This window comes from Aristophania sp. ESL1100 (assembly GCF_058511235.1).
In genome coordinates this window covers 72,838-87,500 of record NZ_CP196394.1, presented here as the reverse complement: position 1 = coordinate 87,500, position 14,663 = coordinate 72,838, and the positions used below count along the sequence as shown (strand labels likewise).

Annotated in this window: 14 protein-coding genes and 3 tRNA genes (1 of these 17 running past the window's edge); 8 read left to right on the top strand and 9 right to left on the bottom strand. The window is 49.5% G+C overall.

All coding sequences use genetic code 11. The features are described 5' to 3' along the window. The 4 genes from ACSYSY_RS00370 to ACSYSY_RS00355 all read left to right on the top strand — a co-directional run. Positions 1-235 carry the 3' end of a sugar dehydrogenase complex small subunit gene (locus tag ACSYSY_RS00370; RefSeq protein WP_491707367.1) on the top strand. The gene continues 275 nt to the left of window position 1, outside the view, so only the last 235 of its 510 coding nucleotides appear in the window; its start codon lies off the left edge, out of view; its stop codon occupies positions 233-235. A 12-nt stretch (positions 236-247) separates the two neighbouring features. Beyond that, positions 248-1,840 (top strand): GMC family oxidoreductase, encoded by a 1,593-nt coding sequence (locus ACSYSY_RS00365; protein ID WP_491707366.1) that lies wholly within the window; start codon positions 248-250, stop codon positions 1,838-1,840. Position 1,841: 1 nt separating this feature from the next. After that, entirely contained in the window at positions 1,842-3,161 is a 1,320-nt protein-coding gene (locus ACSYSY_RS00360; protein WP_491707365.1) for a c-type cytochrome, read from the top strand. A gap of 283 nt (positions 3,162-3,444) precedes the next feature. Continuing rightward, on the top strand, positions 3,445-3,888 hold the full coding sequence (locus ACSYSY_RS00355) for an OB-fold protein (protein ID WP_491707364.1): 444 nt from the start codon (positions 3,445-3,447) through the stop codon (positions 3,886-3,888). A gap of 271 nt (positions 3,889-4,159) precedes the next feature. Here the strand turns inward: ACSYSY_RS00355 and ACSYSY_RS00350 are convergent, their stop codons facing one another. The 6 genes from ACSYSY_RS00350 to ACSYSY_RS00325 all read right to left on the bottom strand — a co-directional run bounded on the left by ACSYSY_RS00350 (position 4,160) and on the right by ACSYSY_RS00325 (position 9,430). Further along, positions 4,160-4,585 carry a F0F1 ATP synthase subunit delta/epsilon gene (locus tag ACSYSY_RS00350; RefSeq protein WP_491707363.1) on the bottom strand — a complete coding sequence of 142 codons (426 nt, stop codon included), beginning with the start codon at positions 4,583-4,585 and terminating at the stop codon, positions 4,160-4,162. 4 nt (positions 4,586-4,589) lie between these two features. After that, the gene (gene atpD / locus ACSYSY_RS00345) at positions 4,590-6,053 is read right to left on the bottom strand and encodes a F0F1 ATP synthase subunit beta (RefSeq protein ID WP_491707362.1); all 1,464 of its coding nucleotides are present in this window, start codon (positions 6,051-6,053) and stop codon (positions 4,590-4,592) included. Positions 6,054-6,075: 22 nt separating this feature from the next. After that, on the bottom strand, positions 6,076-6,966 hold the full coding sequence (locus ACSYSY_RS00340; RefSeq protein WP_491707361.1) for a F0F1 ATP synthase subunit gamma: 891 nt from the start codon (positions 6,964-6,966) through the stop codon (positions 6,076-6,078). 11 nt (positions 6,967-6,977) lie between these two features. Beyond that, positions 6,978-8,516, bottom strand: a complete 1,539-nt coding sequence (gene atpA, locus ACSYSY_RS00335) for a F0F1 ATP synthase subunit alpha (RefSeq protein WP_491708187.1) — start codon at positions 8,514-8,516, stop codon at positions 6,978-6,980. Continuing rightward, positions 8,516-9,094 carry an ATP synthase F1 subunit delta gene (gene atpH, locus ACSYSY_RS00330; RefSeq protein WP_491707360.1) on the bottom strand — a complete coding sequence of 193 codons (579 nt, stop codon included), beginning with the start codon at positions 9,092-9,094 and terminating at the stop codon, positions 8,516-8,518. Before atpH ends, atpA begins: the two co-directional genes overlap by 1 nt. Positions 9,095-9,356: 262 nt before the next feature. Continuing rightward, a tRNA-Gly gene (locus ACSYSY_RS00325) sits at positions 9,357-9,430 on the bottom strand. A 181-nt stretch (positions 9,431-9,611) separates the two neighbouring features. Here ACSYSY_RS00325 and ACSYSY_RS00320 point away from each other — a divergent pair. From ACSYSY_RS00320 to nusG, 3 genes are all read left to right on the top strand, one after another. After that, positions 9,612-9,688, top strand: a tRNA-Trp gene (locus tag ACSYSY_RS00320). Positions 9,689-9,756: 68 nt separating this feature from the next. Beyond that, entirely contained in the window at positions 9,757-10,011 is a 255-nt protein-coding gene (gene secE, locus ACSYSY_RS00315; RefSeq protein WP_491707359.1) for a preprotein translocase subunit SecE, read from the top strand. A 9-nt stretch (positions 10,012-10,020) separates the two neighbouring features. Next, positions 10,021-10,551 carry a transcription termination/antitermination protein NusG gene (gene nusG / locus ACSYSY_RS00310; RefSeq protein ID WP_491707358.1) on the top strand — a complete coding sequence of 177 codons (531 nt, stop codon included), beginning with the start codon at positions 10,021-10,023 and terminating at the stop codon, positions 10,549-10,551. A 93-nt stretch (positions 10,552-10,644) separates the two neighbouring features. On the opposite strand, the gene ACSYSY_RS00305 is transcribed toward nusG, so the two are convergent. The 3 genes from ACSYSY_RS00305 to ACSYSY_RS00295 are packed head-to-tail and all read right to left on the bottom strand — an operon-like array spanning position 10,645 to position 14,398. Next, the gene (locus ACSYSY_RS00305) at positions 10,645-11,250 is read right to left on the bottom strand and encodes a PqiC family protein (RefSeq protein ID WP_491707357.1); all 606 of its coding nucleotides are present in this window, start codon (positions 11,248-11,250) and stop codon (positions 10,645-10,647) included. Then, a complete protein-coding gene (locus ACSYSY_RS00300; protein ID WP_491707356.1) occupies positions 11,250-12,917 on the bottom strand; it encodes a PqiB family protein in 1,668 nt (555 codons plus the stop codon). Before ACSYSY_RS00300 ends, ACSYSY_RS00305 begins: the two co-directional genes overlap by 1 nt. After that, positions 12,914-14,398, bottom strand: coding sequence for a paraquat-inducible protein A (locus tag ACSYSY_RS00295; protein WP_491707355.1), 1,485 nt, complete (start codon positions 14,396-14,398; stop codon positions 12,914-12,916). Before ACSYSY_RS00295 ends, ACSYSY_RS00300 begins: the two co-directional genes overlap by 4 nt. A 118-nt stretch (positions 14,399-14,516) precedes the next feature. Between ACSYSY_RS00295 and ACSYSY_RS00290 the strand changes: the two genes are divergently transcribed. Beyond that, positions 14,517-14,591 (top strand) — tRNA-Thr (locus ACSYSY_RS00290). The last annotated feature ends 72 nt before the right edge of the window (positions 14,592-14,663 follow it).

Genomic DNA, 14,663 nt, shown 5'->3' with positions numbered 1-14,663 from the left:
CTTTGCTGGACGCCACCCAGAGCTCCAGCCGGTTGCCATGAAAATTATATCAGCATGGTACCTTGGCTATACAGGCACGCCTTCAATGTCGATTCTCAAAGATGATGCACGCTACGTCTCTTATGAGAACGCCTTAATGTATGAACCCACGCGTGATGCCACTGTGATTCCCTCCTTTTCTCGTGGACGGACGAACTACTGGGTCAACCCACCATCCACTTTAGTAACAGACTGAGCCGAGGTTATTATGGCAACACAATATGATGCTGACGTTATTGTCGTCGGTTCAGGCGCGATCGGCAATAATGCTGCTTATGCTCTCGCTAAAGAGGGAAAGTCTGTCCTTATAATTGAGGCAGGTGAATGGATTCCCCGTTGGAAAATTGTTGAAAATTTCCGCTCATCTGCTCGCAAGGGGAATCACGACGACCCCTATCCGAATCCAGATTATGCGCCGATTTCCTTTTCGCCCGGCTATATTGAAAATACCGGCTCTTTCCAGTTCCTGCCTGGGATGCTTCATCTCGTAGGCGGAACAACGTGGCATTGGGCAGCGGCTACGTGGCGTCTTCTTCCCAATGATATGAAAATCAAAAGTCTCTATGGCATTGGTCGTGACTGGCCTATTAGCTATGACGACCTTGAACCCTGGTATCTGAAAGCGGAACATGCCCTTGGCGTCGCCGGTAGCGATACGGACGATCAGTCCGGGCTGCACCCGGGGAAAGCTTTCCCGCCCCGCTCAGCGCCCTATCCTGTGCCTGCTGAAGCTGAAACCTATTATTTTCAGCGCCTTAAAGCACGTATCGAGCCTGAAGGATATCCGTTCATCCACGAACCAAACGCACGGACAAATCAACCATGGGACGGGCGTCCTGGATGCTCAGGAAATAATAACTGCATGCCCGTTTGTCCGATCGGGGCCATGTATTCAGGTGACGTTCATGCCCGTCATGCTCAAAAAGCCGGGGCACAGATTCTGACCGATGCAACCGCTTTCAAGCTTGAAAAAGGCGAAGGCGGAAAAATTGTGGCTGTCCATTGCCGTTCTTCCAAAGGGGTGGATCGTCGTCTTACAGCGCGCTATTTCATTATCTCTTCAAATGGTCTTGAGACGCCAAAATTACTTCTCATGTCTGACGTTGCAAATTCATCAGACATGGTAGGGCGTAATCTGATGGATCATACAGGAATCGGGCTGCAATTCTTAGCTGATGAGCCTTTATGGCCTGGTCGTGGTCAGGTGCAACAAGGTGCTATCTTTAAACAGCGTGATGGTGCTTTCCGTTCGCAGCATTCGCCAATCAAACATACACCCACCAATGTTGTGCCGAATCGGGCTATCACACAGCACTTGCTCAAAAAAGGCGTTGTTGGCCCGGAATTAGATAAACAGATTCGCCATATGGCCGCTCGCTGGGTCGATATTTCGACGGTGTTTGAGCAGCTGCCTCACCCGGAAAACCGTATTCAGCCGTCAACGACACGGAAAACCTCGAATGGCATTCCTATGATGACCGTTCATTACGACCCAGATGATTATATCAAGGCGACCGTTCCTATCGCAAAACAGGATTTTGCTAATTTTGTGCGCATTATGAATGGAACCGTGATTGAAGATGATACCGGTTTCCAGAATCGCGATCATATTATGGGCACAGTCATTATGGGCGACAATCCCCACAACTCCGTAGTGAATCACGAGTGTCGCAGCTGGGATCATCCAAATCTGTTCATGGCGACAACCGGTGTTTTCTCCAGTTCCAGTGTTGTCAACCCAACACTCACGGGCGTTGCTTTAGCATTACGCTCCGCTGACATCATTGCTCGGGAGATCTGATATGAGTTCTTTTTTCTCTCGTTTTGCAATTCTCGCCGTTGGTTCGGCTCTATCCTCGTTTTTTTATATAAACGGGGCACATGCGCAATCAGCTTCTGAGCAGGATCTTGTAAAAGAAGGCGCCTATATCGCCAGAGCCGCTGACTGTATGGCGTGTCATACCACCAGGGGGGGCACGCCCTATGCTGGGGGGCTTGTACTGAAATCGCCCTATGGCACAATTGTTTCCTCCAATATCACCCCTTCAAAAAAATTTGGTATCGGGAACTGGAGTGAAGCTGAGTTTACCAAAGCTGTCAGAAAGGGCCTCTCTCCTCGGTTAGGTCATCTCTACCCTGCGATGCCATATACGGCCTATGCCGGCATTTCAGATAAAGATATGCACGCGCTTTATGTGTATTTTATGAATGCGGTTGCCCCTGTCGAGAAAGAACCGTCTCAGAAAACGAAGCTCTCCTTCCCCTATAACATCCGGTTTGCCATGATCGGGTGGAACCTGCTTTACGCAGGCGAACGCCCGATGTCCGAGCAGGACGCAGCCCCTGGTGGCGCAAAAAGAGGGGAATATCTTGTTAAGGCGCTGGAGCATTGTGGCACCTGCCATACACCCCGCAATAACTTAATGGCGGAAAAATCTTCTGAGTTCCTGGCAGGTAACCCTAATATTCAGGGATGGGCTGCTCCGAATGTTACCTCTGACTCCGTCAGTGGCATCGGGGACTGGAGTGAAGAGGACATTGTTGCTTATCTGAGAAATGGTGCTGCCCATGGGAAAGCACAGGCTGCCGGTCCGATGGCAGAGGCTGTGGAATATAGCCTCCGTTACCTGACAGACTCTGATCTGAAGGCAATTGCCTCTTATCTGAAAACGGTAAAGCCGATTTCCACCCCTGGTCAGACAAAAGCAAGTTCGAGCTATCATCACGCTCTTGCCGTGAATGAAGCCGTCTTTGACTATCCGATTGACCGTACGCCCCCAACGATGACGATCGGAAGCAGCACTGACGGGCAAAGGCTTTACCTGAATGCCTGTGCAACATGCCACCAAACCAGAGGTGAAGGGACGAAAGACCAGTTCTACCCCTCTTTGACCTCTAATAGTGTTGTCGGAGCTGCCGGGAATCGAAACCTCGTCATGGCCATTTTATATGGGGTTAACCGACAGACCAATGAAGGGCATGTCTTTATGCCTGCCTTTAATGACCAGCTCAGCGACGAACAGATTGCGGCAATTGCCCAATATGTCGCGACTAACTTTGGTAATCCGGCTTTGAAAATTACCGCTGATGATGTCAGAACGTTGAAAAAGCAAAGTCAGTAAAATCCTATCCCTTCTATCATGCTGATTTGAGACCGCATGATAGATATTTCAGGCACAAAAGCAGAGAGCGGCCTCCCGCCTCTGCTTTTTTGTTATCATTTATATAAAGCAAAGTTCTCTTTGAAAATTATAGATATTGTCTCTTTCTTTATAAAATAAGAAACGTAATGACGCCTATGCTGATATAAAATAGGTAGGTATTTATTCTATTTCAGTTATATTGAAAATATAGAATTCTTCCATCTATAGTGAGCGATACCTTATCCATTAAAGGATTTTCAGTATGAAAAAAGTCTTCAAGAATATGATGGTTGTTTTTGGGGTTTTAACGGCCGTTAGCGTCATTCCTGTCGGAAACAAAGGTGGAAACCCGGGCATTAATTCAGCTGAAGCACAAACCCAGGGGAGCGTCATCAAGGTCACACCTGATCAATTACAACAAGACTATAAAGATAATGCCATAGCAGCCGATCAAAAATACAAAAACAAAAATTTGGAATTGAAAGCTACTGTTGCATCCCTAATATCAGGTAACGATGATAAACCTTATATAAGACTTAAAGTAAATGGAGAAATGGACCCTCTTCTACCACGAGCCTATCTCGCCAATAGCGAAATTGATAAGGCAGCCACGTTAAAAAAAGGCCAGGAAATCACTGTCCTTTGCAAAGGTAATGGAACATTATCAGATTTACCCATCATGCTGGCTGATTGTGTGATTAAATAATTACACAATCTTATATACCAGAATAGAACGTTATTTTTGTCAATCATGCAATAAACACGGCAGTGACGTTTCTATGTTGAGGATAAATAGCAGCTGCCGTCTTTGATAGACGATATTCGACTGCCTAAGTGTCTTTATGTCCGTCTCTTTCCTATTCTGTCCGGTCGATCGGACGCCATTAGGGCTCCATAAAAACTGTCAGGCATAAAAAAAGCAGAGAGCGATCAATTCGCCTCTGCTTTTTTGTCATAATGTGTCGTCGCAGGCTGCTTTAGCTGAGTTCACCTTTGGCAAACTGTTCGCCAGCTTCAACTTCTGCGCGGACAGCCTGAATCTGCATCGTTAAATTGCCATGATCCTGATATTCCTCAGGGCCAACATGGCTCCATGCAGCTTCAAGCTCACTAAGACGCTCGCGAGCAGTATCAGGAGAGAGATCCTCCAGGGCCCGGACTGAATCAGCAAGGATGATGCAACGGTCGGCAGACATATCGACAAAACCACCGCTGATAAAAAATCTGGCTGTGATTTTTTCGTCTTTATAGACCGTTACAACCCCACCCCAAAGTTGCAGCATCACCGGAGCACGCCCCGGCATAGCCGCAATATCTCCCTCGGTACCAGGTACGACGACCATATCGGCATCTACATCAAGGTGACGCTTTTCAGGACTTACGATTTCGGCCCGTAGGGTCATGGGTTTAACCTTCCTGCTTCATCTTTTCAGCTTTTTCAATGGCTTCCTCGATCGGACCAACCATATAGAAAGCGCCTTCCGGCAGATGATCATATTCACCGTTCACAACAGCTTTAAAGGAGCGAACTGTGTCAGCTAATGAAACAAGCTTACCTGGTGCCCCTGTGAAGACTTCAGCCACATGGAAGGGCTGGGACAGGAAGCGCTGGATGCGACGTGCGCGGCCAACGATCTGTTTATCTTCTTCAGAAAGTTCATCCATACCAAGGATCGCAATAATATCCTGCAATTCCTTATAGTTCTGAAGGATGCTCTGAACTTTACGAGCAACTTCGTAATGCTCTTCACCAACAATCTTCGGATCAAGAGAACGAGATGTTGAATCAAGCGGATCAACAGCTGGATAGATACCCATTTCCGCGATCGCACGGTTAAGAACCGTTGTCGCATCAAGGTGGGCGAAGGTTGCAGCAGGAGCAGGATCTGTAAGATCGTCAGCAGGGACGTAAACAGCCTGAACCGAGGTGATGGAACCTTTAGTTGTGGACGTGATACGCTCCTGAAGAGCGCCCATCTCTGTTGCCAATGTCGGCTGATAACCCACAGCTGAAGGAATACGTCCCAGCAGAGCTGAAACTTCTGAACCAGCCTGTGTAAAGCGGAAGATGTTATCAACGAAGAACAGAACGTCCTGGCCTTCCACGTCACGGAAATATTCCGCCACTGACAGACCTGTCAGAGCAACACGGGCACGTGCTCCAGGGGGTTCATTCATCTGGCCATAAATCAGGGCCACTTTTGAACCTTCTGTGTTACCGTCTTTGGAAACCTTGATAACGCCTGCATCCTGCATTTCGAAATACAGGTCATTTCCTTCACGGGTACGTTCACCGACACCGGCGAAAACGGACACACCACCATGAGCCTTGGCAATGTTATTGATCAGTTCCTGAATAATAACGGTCTTACCAACACCGGCACCACCGAAGAGACCGATTTTACCACCCTTCAGATAAGGGCAGAGAAGGTCAACAACCTTGATTCCGGTAACAAGAATTTCGCTCGCAGCAGCCTGCTCTTCAAAGCTTGGAGCTGGACGATGAATCGGGAAATATGTGTCGGTCTTGACTGGGCCCAGACCGTCAACGGTTTCACCGACGACGTTCATGATACGTCCCAGAGTCGCTGGTCCGACAGGAACAGTGATCTGTGCACCTGTATCACGAACCTTTGCACCACGGACAAGACCATCTGTGCTGTCCATGGCAACGCAACGAACCTGGCGCTCACCAATTTCCTGTGCCACTTCCAGCACGAGGGTGCGCTCACCAACTTCAACGTGAAGCGCGTTCAAAATATGAGGTAACTTACCTTCAAACTGTACGTCTACTACAGGGCCTTTAACCTGAATGACCCGGCCTGTTGCAGTCTCCGCTGGGTCAGCAGAACGGTTTTGTGTCTCAGACATCTATTTCGTCTCCTGCGTGATCTTAGACGGCTTCTGCGCCGGAAATAATTTCGATCAGCTCGTTAGTGATATTTGCTTGTCGTGTTCTGTTATATTTCAACGACAAACGGTCAATGGCCTTGCTTGCGTTACGGCTGGCATTATCCATGGCCGTCATACGCGCTCCCTGCTCTCCTGCTGCACTCTCAAGCATGGCAGCGTAAAGCTGTACTTCGAGATTGCGTGGAAGAAGACGGGTTAGAAGAGTCTCTTCATCAGGTTCAAATGCATAAGGCGCTGCATTATCACCTTTGTCGCTATTGTCATTCTCGCCAACTGGCAGAGGGATCAGACCCAACTGCTCCGGCACTTGTGACATCGCGTTTATAAAACGATTACGGAACAGGGTGCAGCAGTCAAACTGCCCCTCATCGAGAAGGGCCATAATCTTCGCTGCAACCTTACTGCCGTACGCATAGGAAGGGGCACTCCCTTCTACGCTCCGCATGGTCGGCAGCATGGAATCCGGATAATAGCGTGCAAGGACGTCAGCCCCTTTGACACCTATCGGCAGGAATTTGACTGTTTTGCCCTGACTGATCAATTCATCCGCCTTTTTACGGACGGCACGCACCATATTGGCGTTAAAGCCACCGGCCAGACCTCTATCTGAGGTCATGACTACGAAAAGATGCGTCTGATCCTTCCCTGTCCCCCGAAGGAGAGCGGGGAGAGGCACACCCTCCAGCCCTTCCAGTGAAGAAGCGAGTTCGATCATCATCTTACGCATTGTTTCAGCGTAAGGGCGCGAAGCCTCAGCCTGTAATTGGGCGCGCCTCAATTTTGAGGCGGCAACCATTTTCATTGCGCTGGTGATTTTCCGCGTCGATTTGACGCCTGTAATCCTCCCGCGCAGTTCTTTCAACGAAGGCATGATTTATATCCTCACGCCGCCAGGAAACGTTTTCCAAAGGACGTCAAAACAGCTTTAAGCTTTTCTTCTGTTTCAGCTGTCAGCTGCTTCTGGGTGCGAATCGCATCAAGCAATTCGGCCTGTCCATGACGCATCTCTGAAAGAAGAGCGGCTTCATAAGCAACAACCTTGTTAACAGGCACGCTATCAACAAAACCGCGTGTTCCGGCATACAGAACAACAACCTGCTCTTCGACAGCTAATGGATGAGCCTCAGGCTGTTTCAAAAGCTCAACAAGACGGGCACCACGTTCAAGCTGCTTGCGTGTGGCAGGATCAAGATCGGAAGCGAACTGGGCAAAAGCGGCCATCTCACGATACTGAGCCAGCTCAAGCTTCACTTTACCAGCAACCTGTTTCATCGCCTTGATCTGCGCGGCTGAACCAACACGTGACACAGAACCACCAACGTTTACGGCAGGACGGATACCCTTATTGAACAGGTCTGTCTCAAGGAAGATCTGACCGTCAGTGATGGAGATCACGTTTGTCGGAATATAAGCTGCTGTATCACCAGCCTGTGTTTCGATCACTGGAAGAGCGGTCAGAGAACCTGCGCCACAGGCATCAGACATTTTCGCAGCACGTTCCAGCAGACGTGAGTGAAGATAGAAAACGTCACCAGGGAAAGCTTCACGTCCAGGAGGACGACGGAGCAACAGGGACATCTGACGGTAAGCAACGGCCTGTTTGGACAGATCGTCATAGCACACAAGAGCGTGCATGCTGTTGTCACGGAAATACTCACCCATTGAGCAGGCTGTGTAAGGAGCCAGATACTGCATTGGAGCAGCATCAGACGCCGTTGCAGCAACAACGATGGAGTAATTCATCGCGCCTGTTTCAGTCAGGGTGCGAACCAGGTTGGCAACTGTGGAGCGTTTCTGCCCGACTGCAACATAAATGCAGTAAAGAGACGCTTTGTCATCACCACGATCATTAACAGATTTCTGAGCGATGATGGTGTCAATCAGGATACTGGTTTTACCCGTCTGACGATCCCCGATCACCAGCTCACGCTGACCGCGCCCGATGGGCACAAGAGCGTCAATCGCCTTGATGCCTGTCTGCATCGGCTCGCTGACGGACTGTCTGAGCATGATACCGGGAGCGATCACGTCGGCCTTACGGTATTCAACATCGGTCAAAGGACCACGGCCGTCGATAGGGTTACCCAGACCGTCAACAACACGTCCGAGCAGGCCTCTGCCGACAGGAACTTCGACAACTTTACCAGTACGGAGGACGGTGTCGCCTTCACTGATCTCGTTGCCGCTTCCGAAAACGACGATACCAACATGGTCAGCTTCAAGGTTGAGCGCCATGCCACGGAGGCCTGTTGCTTCAAACTCAACCATTTCGCCTGCCATGACATTGGTCAGACCATAAACACGGGCAATACCATCACCGATGGACAAAACCTTACCCGTCTCAGAAACAGCTTCTGGCTGGTCGAATGTAGCAATCTGCTGCTTGAGGATTTCCGAAATTTCGGCGGGACGGATGTCCATCACGCGGCTCCCTTCATGGCGTGCTGCAAGCGGGCCAGACGCCCGGCGATTGATGTATCAAAAAGAACTGAACCGACACTGACAACCACACCACCAAGAAGTGACGGGTCAAGATGTTCGGTAATGGCGGTATGTGCATAACCAGCCTCTTCCAGGCTGGCTTTAAGACGCTTACGCTGCTCATCGGTCAATGGCTGGGCCGTATTGACCTCAACACTGACGACGTGATGAGCCTGAGCATCCAGCAACTGGACTGTTTCCAGAATCTCTCTCAGTTTGGACAGGCGCCCGTTACGGGCGACGGCCCCTATCAGCCGACGTATGTCGTCGCCAAGACCAAGAGTTCTGGCAAGTCCCTGTGCAAGTTGAGCTGCATTGGCTGTGTTAAAGCGCGTATCGGACAGGAAAGACTGAAAGTCAGAATTATTGTCTATCGCTTTTGAAAGACAGCCAAGACCCTCAAGAATAGCAGCTCGATCTGCTTTTCCTGCGATCATCTCATAAAATGCACGGGCGTAACGTCGTGCAATTTCACTCGGCACTTTGTTCCGCTGTTGCTGTGCTACAGTCACGGGCATATTCCGTCATATAAAGTTTTAATCGCTCAAGCCGACAATCAAGCAGGCTCTCGCAAGTTAGACTGGAGGAACATCTACACGAAAGTGAAAATTAGTCCAGTCTGATCTTATCCTTAAATTCTGTTCCGTTCCCTAGCATGCACTACAGGCAAAAGGCAACAAGACGAACGATAAGAATTACCCTGACGATTCCAAACACACCAGACTCCCGAGCACCTGGGCACGGAGGCTGAAATCAAATATTCAATTTTACAGGAAATTATGGAGCGGGCGAAGGGAATCGAACCCTCGTCAGAAGCTTGGAAGGCTACTGCATTACCATTATGCTACGCCCGCTTGACCAAGCCAGACGCTCACTACCCTTTTCTTTTTCTCCCGGCAAGTGCCTTTATGAAAATAAAGTTTTTTTTGATAATTTTTCATAAAGAACTTGACTTTATCGGCCAGTTATTCTCTTTTCCGCCAATCGACGTTTTGGGTTGACCTCACTGAGGTCTTATCGTTACGATTCGATAAAAGGGGTGTAGCTCAATTGGCTAGAGTGCCGGTCTCCAAAACCGGAGGTTGCGGGTTCGAGACCCTCCACCCCTGCCACTTTACTCCCGGTCTATCGGGTATATTTTCCCTATTAGAACGAGAGTTAATTTAGAATTCGAGGATGAATGGTGTCGGCGAGCAACCCGAAAGGAAATTCCCGGAATGTCCCTCCGGCTCCCAAAAATTCAGGACTAAATCTGTTTAGATATTTTGCGGATGTGCGGGCAGAAGCGCGTCGCGTTACCTGGCCCTCGCGTCGCACGACGATCGTCACTACAGGCGCTGTGCTTGTCATGGTCGCCATCACATGTGTTTTCTTTTTTATTGTGGACCAGGTGATTGGCCTTGGTATCCGCGGTCTTTTTGGTGTCGGAGGCTAAGAACATCTCATGGCTAAACGTTGGTACGTTGTGCATGTCTATTCTGGATTCGAGAAGAAGATCGCTGAACATATTCGCGAACAGGCTGCCAAAAAGGGCCTGGAAGACCACTTTGAAGAGATTCTCGTCCCCTCAGAAGAGGTGACAGAGGTCAGACGTGGCCGGAAGGTCAATGCTGAACGCAAATTCTTCCCAGGTTATGTCCTGATCAAAATGGAATTGACCGATCAGGCCTGGCATCTGGTAAAAGACACACCCAAAGTAACCGGATTTCTGGGCACCCGGAACAAACCAACCCCCATCACCGCTGCTGAAGCCAAGCGCATTCTCCAGCAGGCTCAGGAAGGCATTGAAAGCCCACGCTCGAATCTCACCTTCGAAATCGGTGAGCAGATTCGCGTCTCTGACGGACCTTTCACATCCTTTAATGGCAGCATTGAAGAAGTGGACGTGGAACATCAGCGCCTGAAAGTCAGCGTTTCAATCTTTGGTCGTTCAACCCCTGTTGAACTGGATTATAATCAGGTCGAAAAACTCTAATCCTTTTACGCTGCTGAACTGAATAAACAAAAACCCGCATTCTCTCCGTAAAAAGAATGCGGGTTTTTCTTTGTCTTTTATAATCTGAGCAACTTAATGCACAGAGGCTGCCAGCTTGTCTGCGATGGCCGCAAGCCCCTGACTTAATGACGCTACGAAAGAGTCTGTATCAGCGGGAACAGCTTGTGGTGAAACCCATTCAAATGGTTCGGAAGTCTTCATTTCCTTCTCTTGTGCCGGACCTTTTTTTCTGACTGAAATCACGCCTCGAACGACAACATGGTCAGTGGCATCACGTTCAAAATTCTGGATGGCAAGGTCAATAAAAGCAGATGGCTCCAGGGCGACAGGTTGATTCTGCGCAACAACCACGCGCCCAGGCAGCCTCTGGGCAAGATCAGACGCAACGGTCTGACTGATCATTTCCCCCAGAGGTTCACTCCAGCTGGAGGCACCGATCGTCTGCAGACGATAATTCCGGACGCCTTGTACAATCGTATCCCGGTCCAGCCTTGAAGGGATAGAGGCTGTATAGACCTCAACGCCCCCACCAACAGCTCCCCCCAGAGACTGGGTCAGAGCCGGCCCCGGTAATGGCGCAAGACTGTAATAACGCGTTTCCACGCTGGAACAGGCACTCAGAACACCCAAGGCCGTTCCCAGAACCATAGTACGTCTCAATAACACCGAAAATTTCATTATTTCTTACGCCCCACAATAATAGAAGAAGGATGATGATCGAGATAATCCAGCGTCTGGCGTAAAGAACGTGACATCGTTGATAGACGAACGATCAGCGCCTTCAGATTACGGCTGAAATCTTCATCCCCTCCGTAGGTTTTAAGCAGACTCTGTGCCTGTTCCAATGTTTTCTGAACCTGGTGCACCAATAATGGGAGATCATCATCCGCATGATCCAGCAGGTTGTTGAGAGCCTGCAACGAACCCCGCAATGCTGTCAGGGAGCGAGTAATTTCCGGGCTCCGCACACGCTCATCTGTATGGGCCATCAGATTGTTAATATTTTCTCCCATCTCGGTGAGAGGCATATTGGAAATCTTATCGGCAATCGAGGAGACTGACTGCAGGATGCCATCCATACCGCCTGGCTCGCTTGGCAGAATTACGACACCATTTTCCTCAACCAGCTGACCCGGTTTGGAGTTATGAGAGAAACTCAGCACAACCATGGCCTCTCCCGTCAGGAAACTGACATTCTGGACAGAGGCCTTCATCCCATTGGCTACAAAATCGCGCAGAATTGTGTCTGTATCTCTTCGCTGATTTCCTCTTTCGGGAGAAACGCGCCCGGGTTCAAGCTCCATATCCACCCGGACACGGGGAGCGTGCTTTCTATCCTCAAGCTGTAAATGAACGCCTGTCACAACACCGACCTGGAGCCCGAACATCGTGACCTTGCTGCCTTCGGTCAGGTTACCAACGGAACTGTCCGCATAAATGGCAACCCGGAGTTTCTGACGGTAATGAGTGTTATCGGCATCTTCCTGACTGCTATATAGACGGAAAACAGAATTGGGAACGGCATCTGTTGCCTTGCTGCCCCTCATATCCTGTGGGCGCCCGAAAGCCACGCCACCCGATAAAAGCGCCTGAAGTGACTGTAAATGGACTTTCAACCCACCAGGGCCAAAACCCATCTGAATGCCCGAGACATTCCAGAAGCGGCTGTCACTTTTCAGATACCGGTCATAGGGTTTTTTCACGAAAACCTGTAACAGGATCGGCCCTTCTCCCCCCGGTGGCATTGTATAGCCAAGGACCTCACCCACAGGAAGATCACGAAAGAACACGCCTGAGCCGGAACCAAGGGATTCGAGCGTTGGTGCCACAAGCCAGAAGGTCGAGCCCGGCTGGTCTGAACGCACACCTGGCGGATTTTCCAGCCCTTTGAAATGGTCCCGGAACTGATCGCTGATAGGCCCTGGATCAAGCGCGATATAGGCTCCTGAAAGGAACGTATCCAACCCGGTAATGCTCGCACCATTAATCCGTGGACGCACAACCCAGAAACGTGAATGAGTCGTCAGATAACGGGCACTTTCCGCCTTCATCTGGACCGTAACATCCGCATGGCTCATATCCGGACTGAGGCTGACACTCTGGACAACACCGAGATTAACAGCCTTGTTTTTAACCTCTGTCTGTCCGGGGACAATCCCATCAGCCGTATCAAATGAAATCACAATGGTCGGGCCCTGATCGGCAAAATGCCGCCAGGCCAGCGCAACAGACACAATGATGGCCACGATCGGGATAATCCAGAGAACCGAAAAACGCGTCGGCCTGATTTTGGCCTTATGAGACGTTGGCGCTCTTTTTTGATTTTCTTGCTGAGTGTCACTCACGTGCGTTCGGACTCCACCTGTTTGTCCCCTGTAACAAGGACTTCATCAAATGATTCTTTTCTGCCATGAGGCAGCGTGTGATTATATCCTGCGGCATCCCACATTCCCCGTGGATCAAACACATCTGCTGCAAAGATTGTCAACACAACGACACTGGCAAAAAACACAACCCCGGAATCAGCTGCGACATGGGCAAAAAAGGAAAATTTTACGATAGCAGCCAGAATTGAAATCATAAAAACGTCAATCATCGACCATCGTCCGATAAAACAGACAAATCCGTAAAGACCGGACAGAAACCTCAGATTCCAGTCTTTGCGCAGAACCTCGCAACAAAGCATGGTGGACAAGGCGATGATTTTCAAAACCGGGATGATAATACTGGCCAGCAGAACAATCAGGGCCAGAATATAAAGATCTGCCTTCCAAAGCTGGTGCACGCCACTCAGAATTGTGCTGGGATCGCCTTTGCCCATTTTAACGTACGTCATGATTGGCAGCAGGTTGGCAGGAATATAGAAAATGGCCGCCGCCACCAGAAAACTGGCTGAAGCCATTACACTTCTCTGTTTACGGCGCCTCAATGTCTGATCACAGACGGGGCAATTCCCCATATCCGCACTATTGGGGACAGGATGATCTGCCAGATAAACACTGTTGCAATAGGCACAGGATAAAAGCCTGTTCCGGGGAAGTTCTGAAACTATATAAGGTTCTTCCCGGAAATCTTTTTCATATAACTGCACAGGTTCCTCACGAGGAGGCGCCAATTTATGCCAGAAATATTCTGAATTAAATGTCGAATCCATTGCGGACATAGTTAACATGAGGGCAAATAATACAAACGACCCTGGAAGTAATTTCACCGTAGCAAGGTCAACCAGCTTTGAATAGGCAACAATCAATCCGATGACATAAACCTCAATCATCGACCAGGGACGAAGTCTTTCGTACCAGGCGAGGATTTCCCTGCTGACGGGAGGAATTTTCTTTGCTGATGCCCCGTAAATAATAAAAAGCATAAAGCCGAGCACAAGAGGCGGCATCAGAATCGTTGCAATACTGATCAAAATGGCAATCAGGCTGAAACCCTGCTCAACCAGGGCGTGAGGGCCACTTCGGATCGTGACCATATTATCGCGGCCATAGACGTCAATCGTCATGAGAGGGCAGACCAGTAACGCCAGATAGAGCGCTACAGATGCCAGGCAGAAAGCTAATGGGGCCGTTACCGGAGAGGTCCGGCGAACACGCTCAAGCGAGGTTCCACAACGAGTGCATTCTGCAACCTGCCCGGGCTGCAAGGCTGGCATTGCCTGAAACAACCCACAGGAAGGACATTCCCTCAGCCCCTGGACGAGTATAAGCTCGGATTTAAGAACAGTTCTGGTTTCTGTTCTGGAATCATAATCAACACTGCCAAAACGCAGAGCTTCCCAGCGAGACCAGAGACCTTCATAGAAGCGGTTCTTCCTAAACATATCTTTCTCTTGCGCCAGAGGGGAGGATGCTGCAAGCTTTTCTTCTATATTATATGTAAAAATTTTACATCTGCCGTTGCAGGACGAGGCTCTCTCCTATATATCCTCCCCCAAAGAGGCCGACATAGCTCAGGGGTAGAGCAACTGATTCGTAATCAGTAGGTCCTCGGTTCAAATCCGAGTGTCGGCACCATTTCCCCACTGTGATATTTCATAAGTCTAAAAGACTGATCTGATTTTGTGGAATTAAGGGAGCGAAGAACGC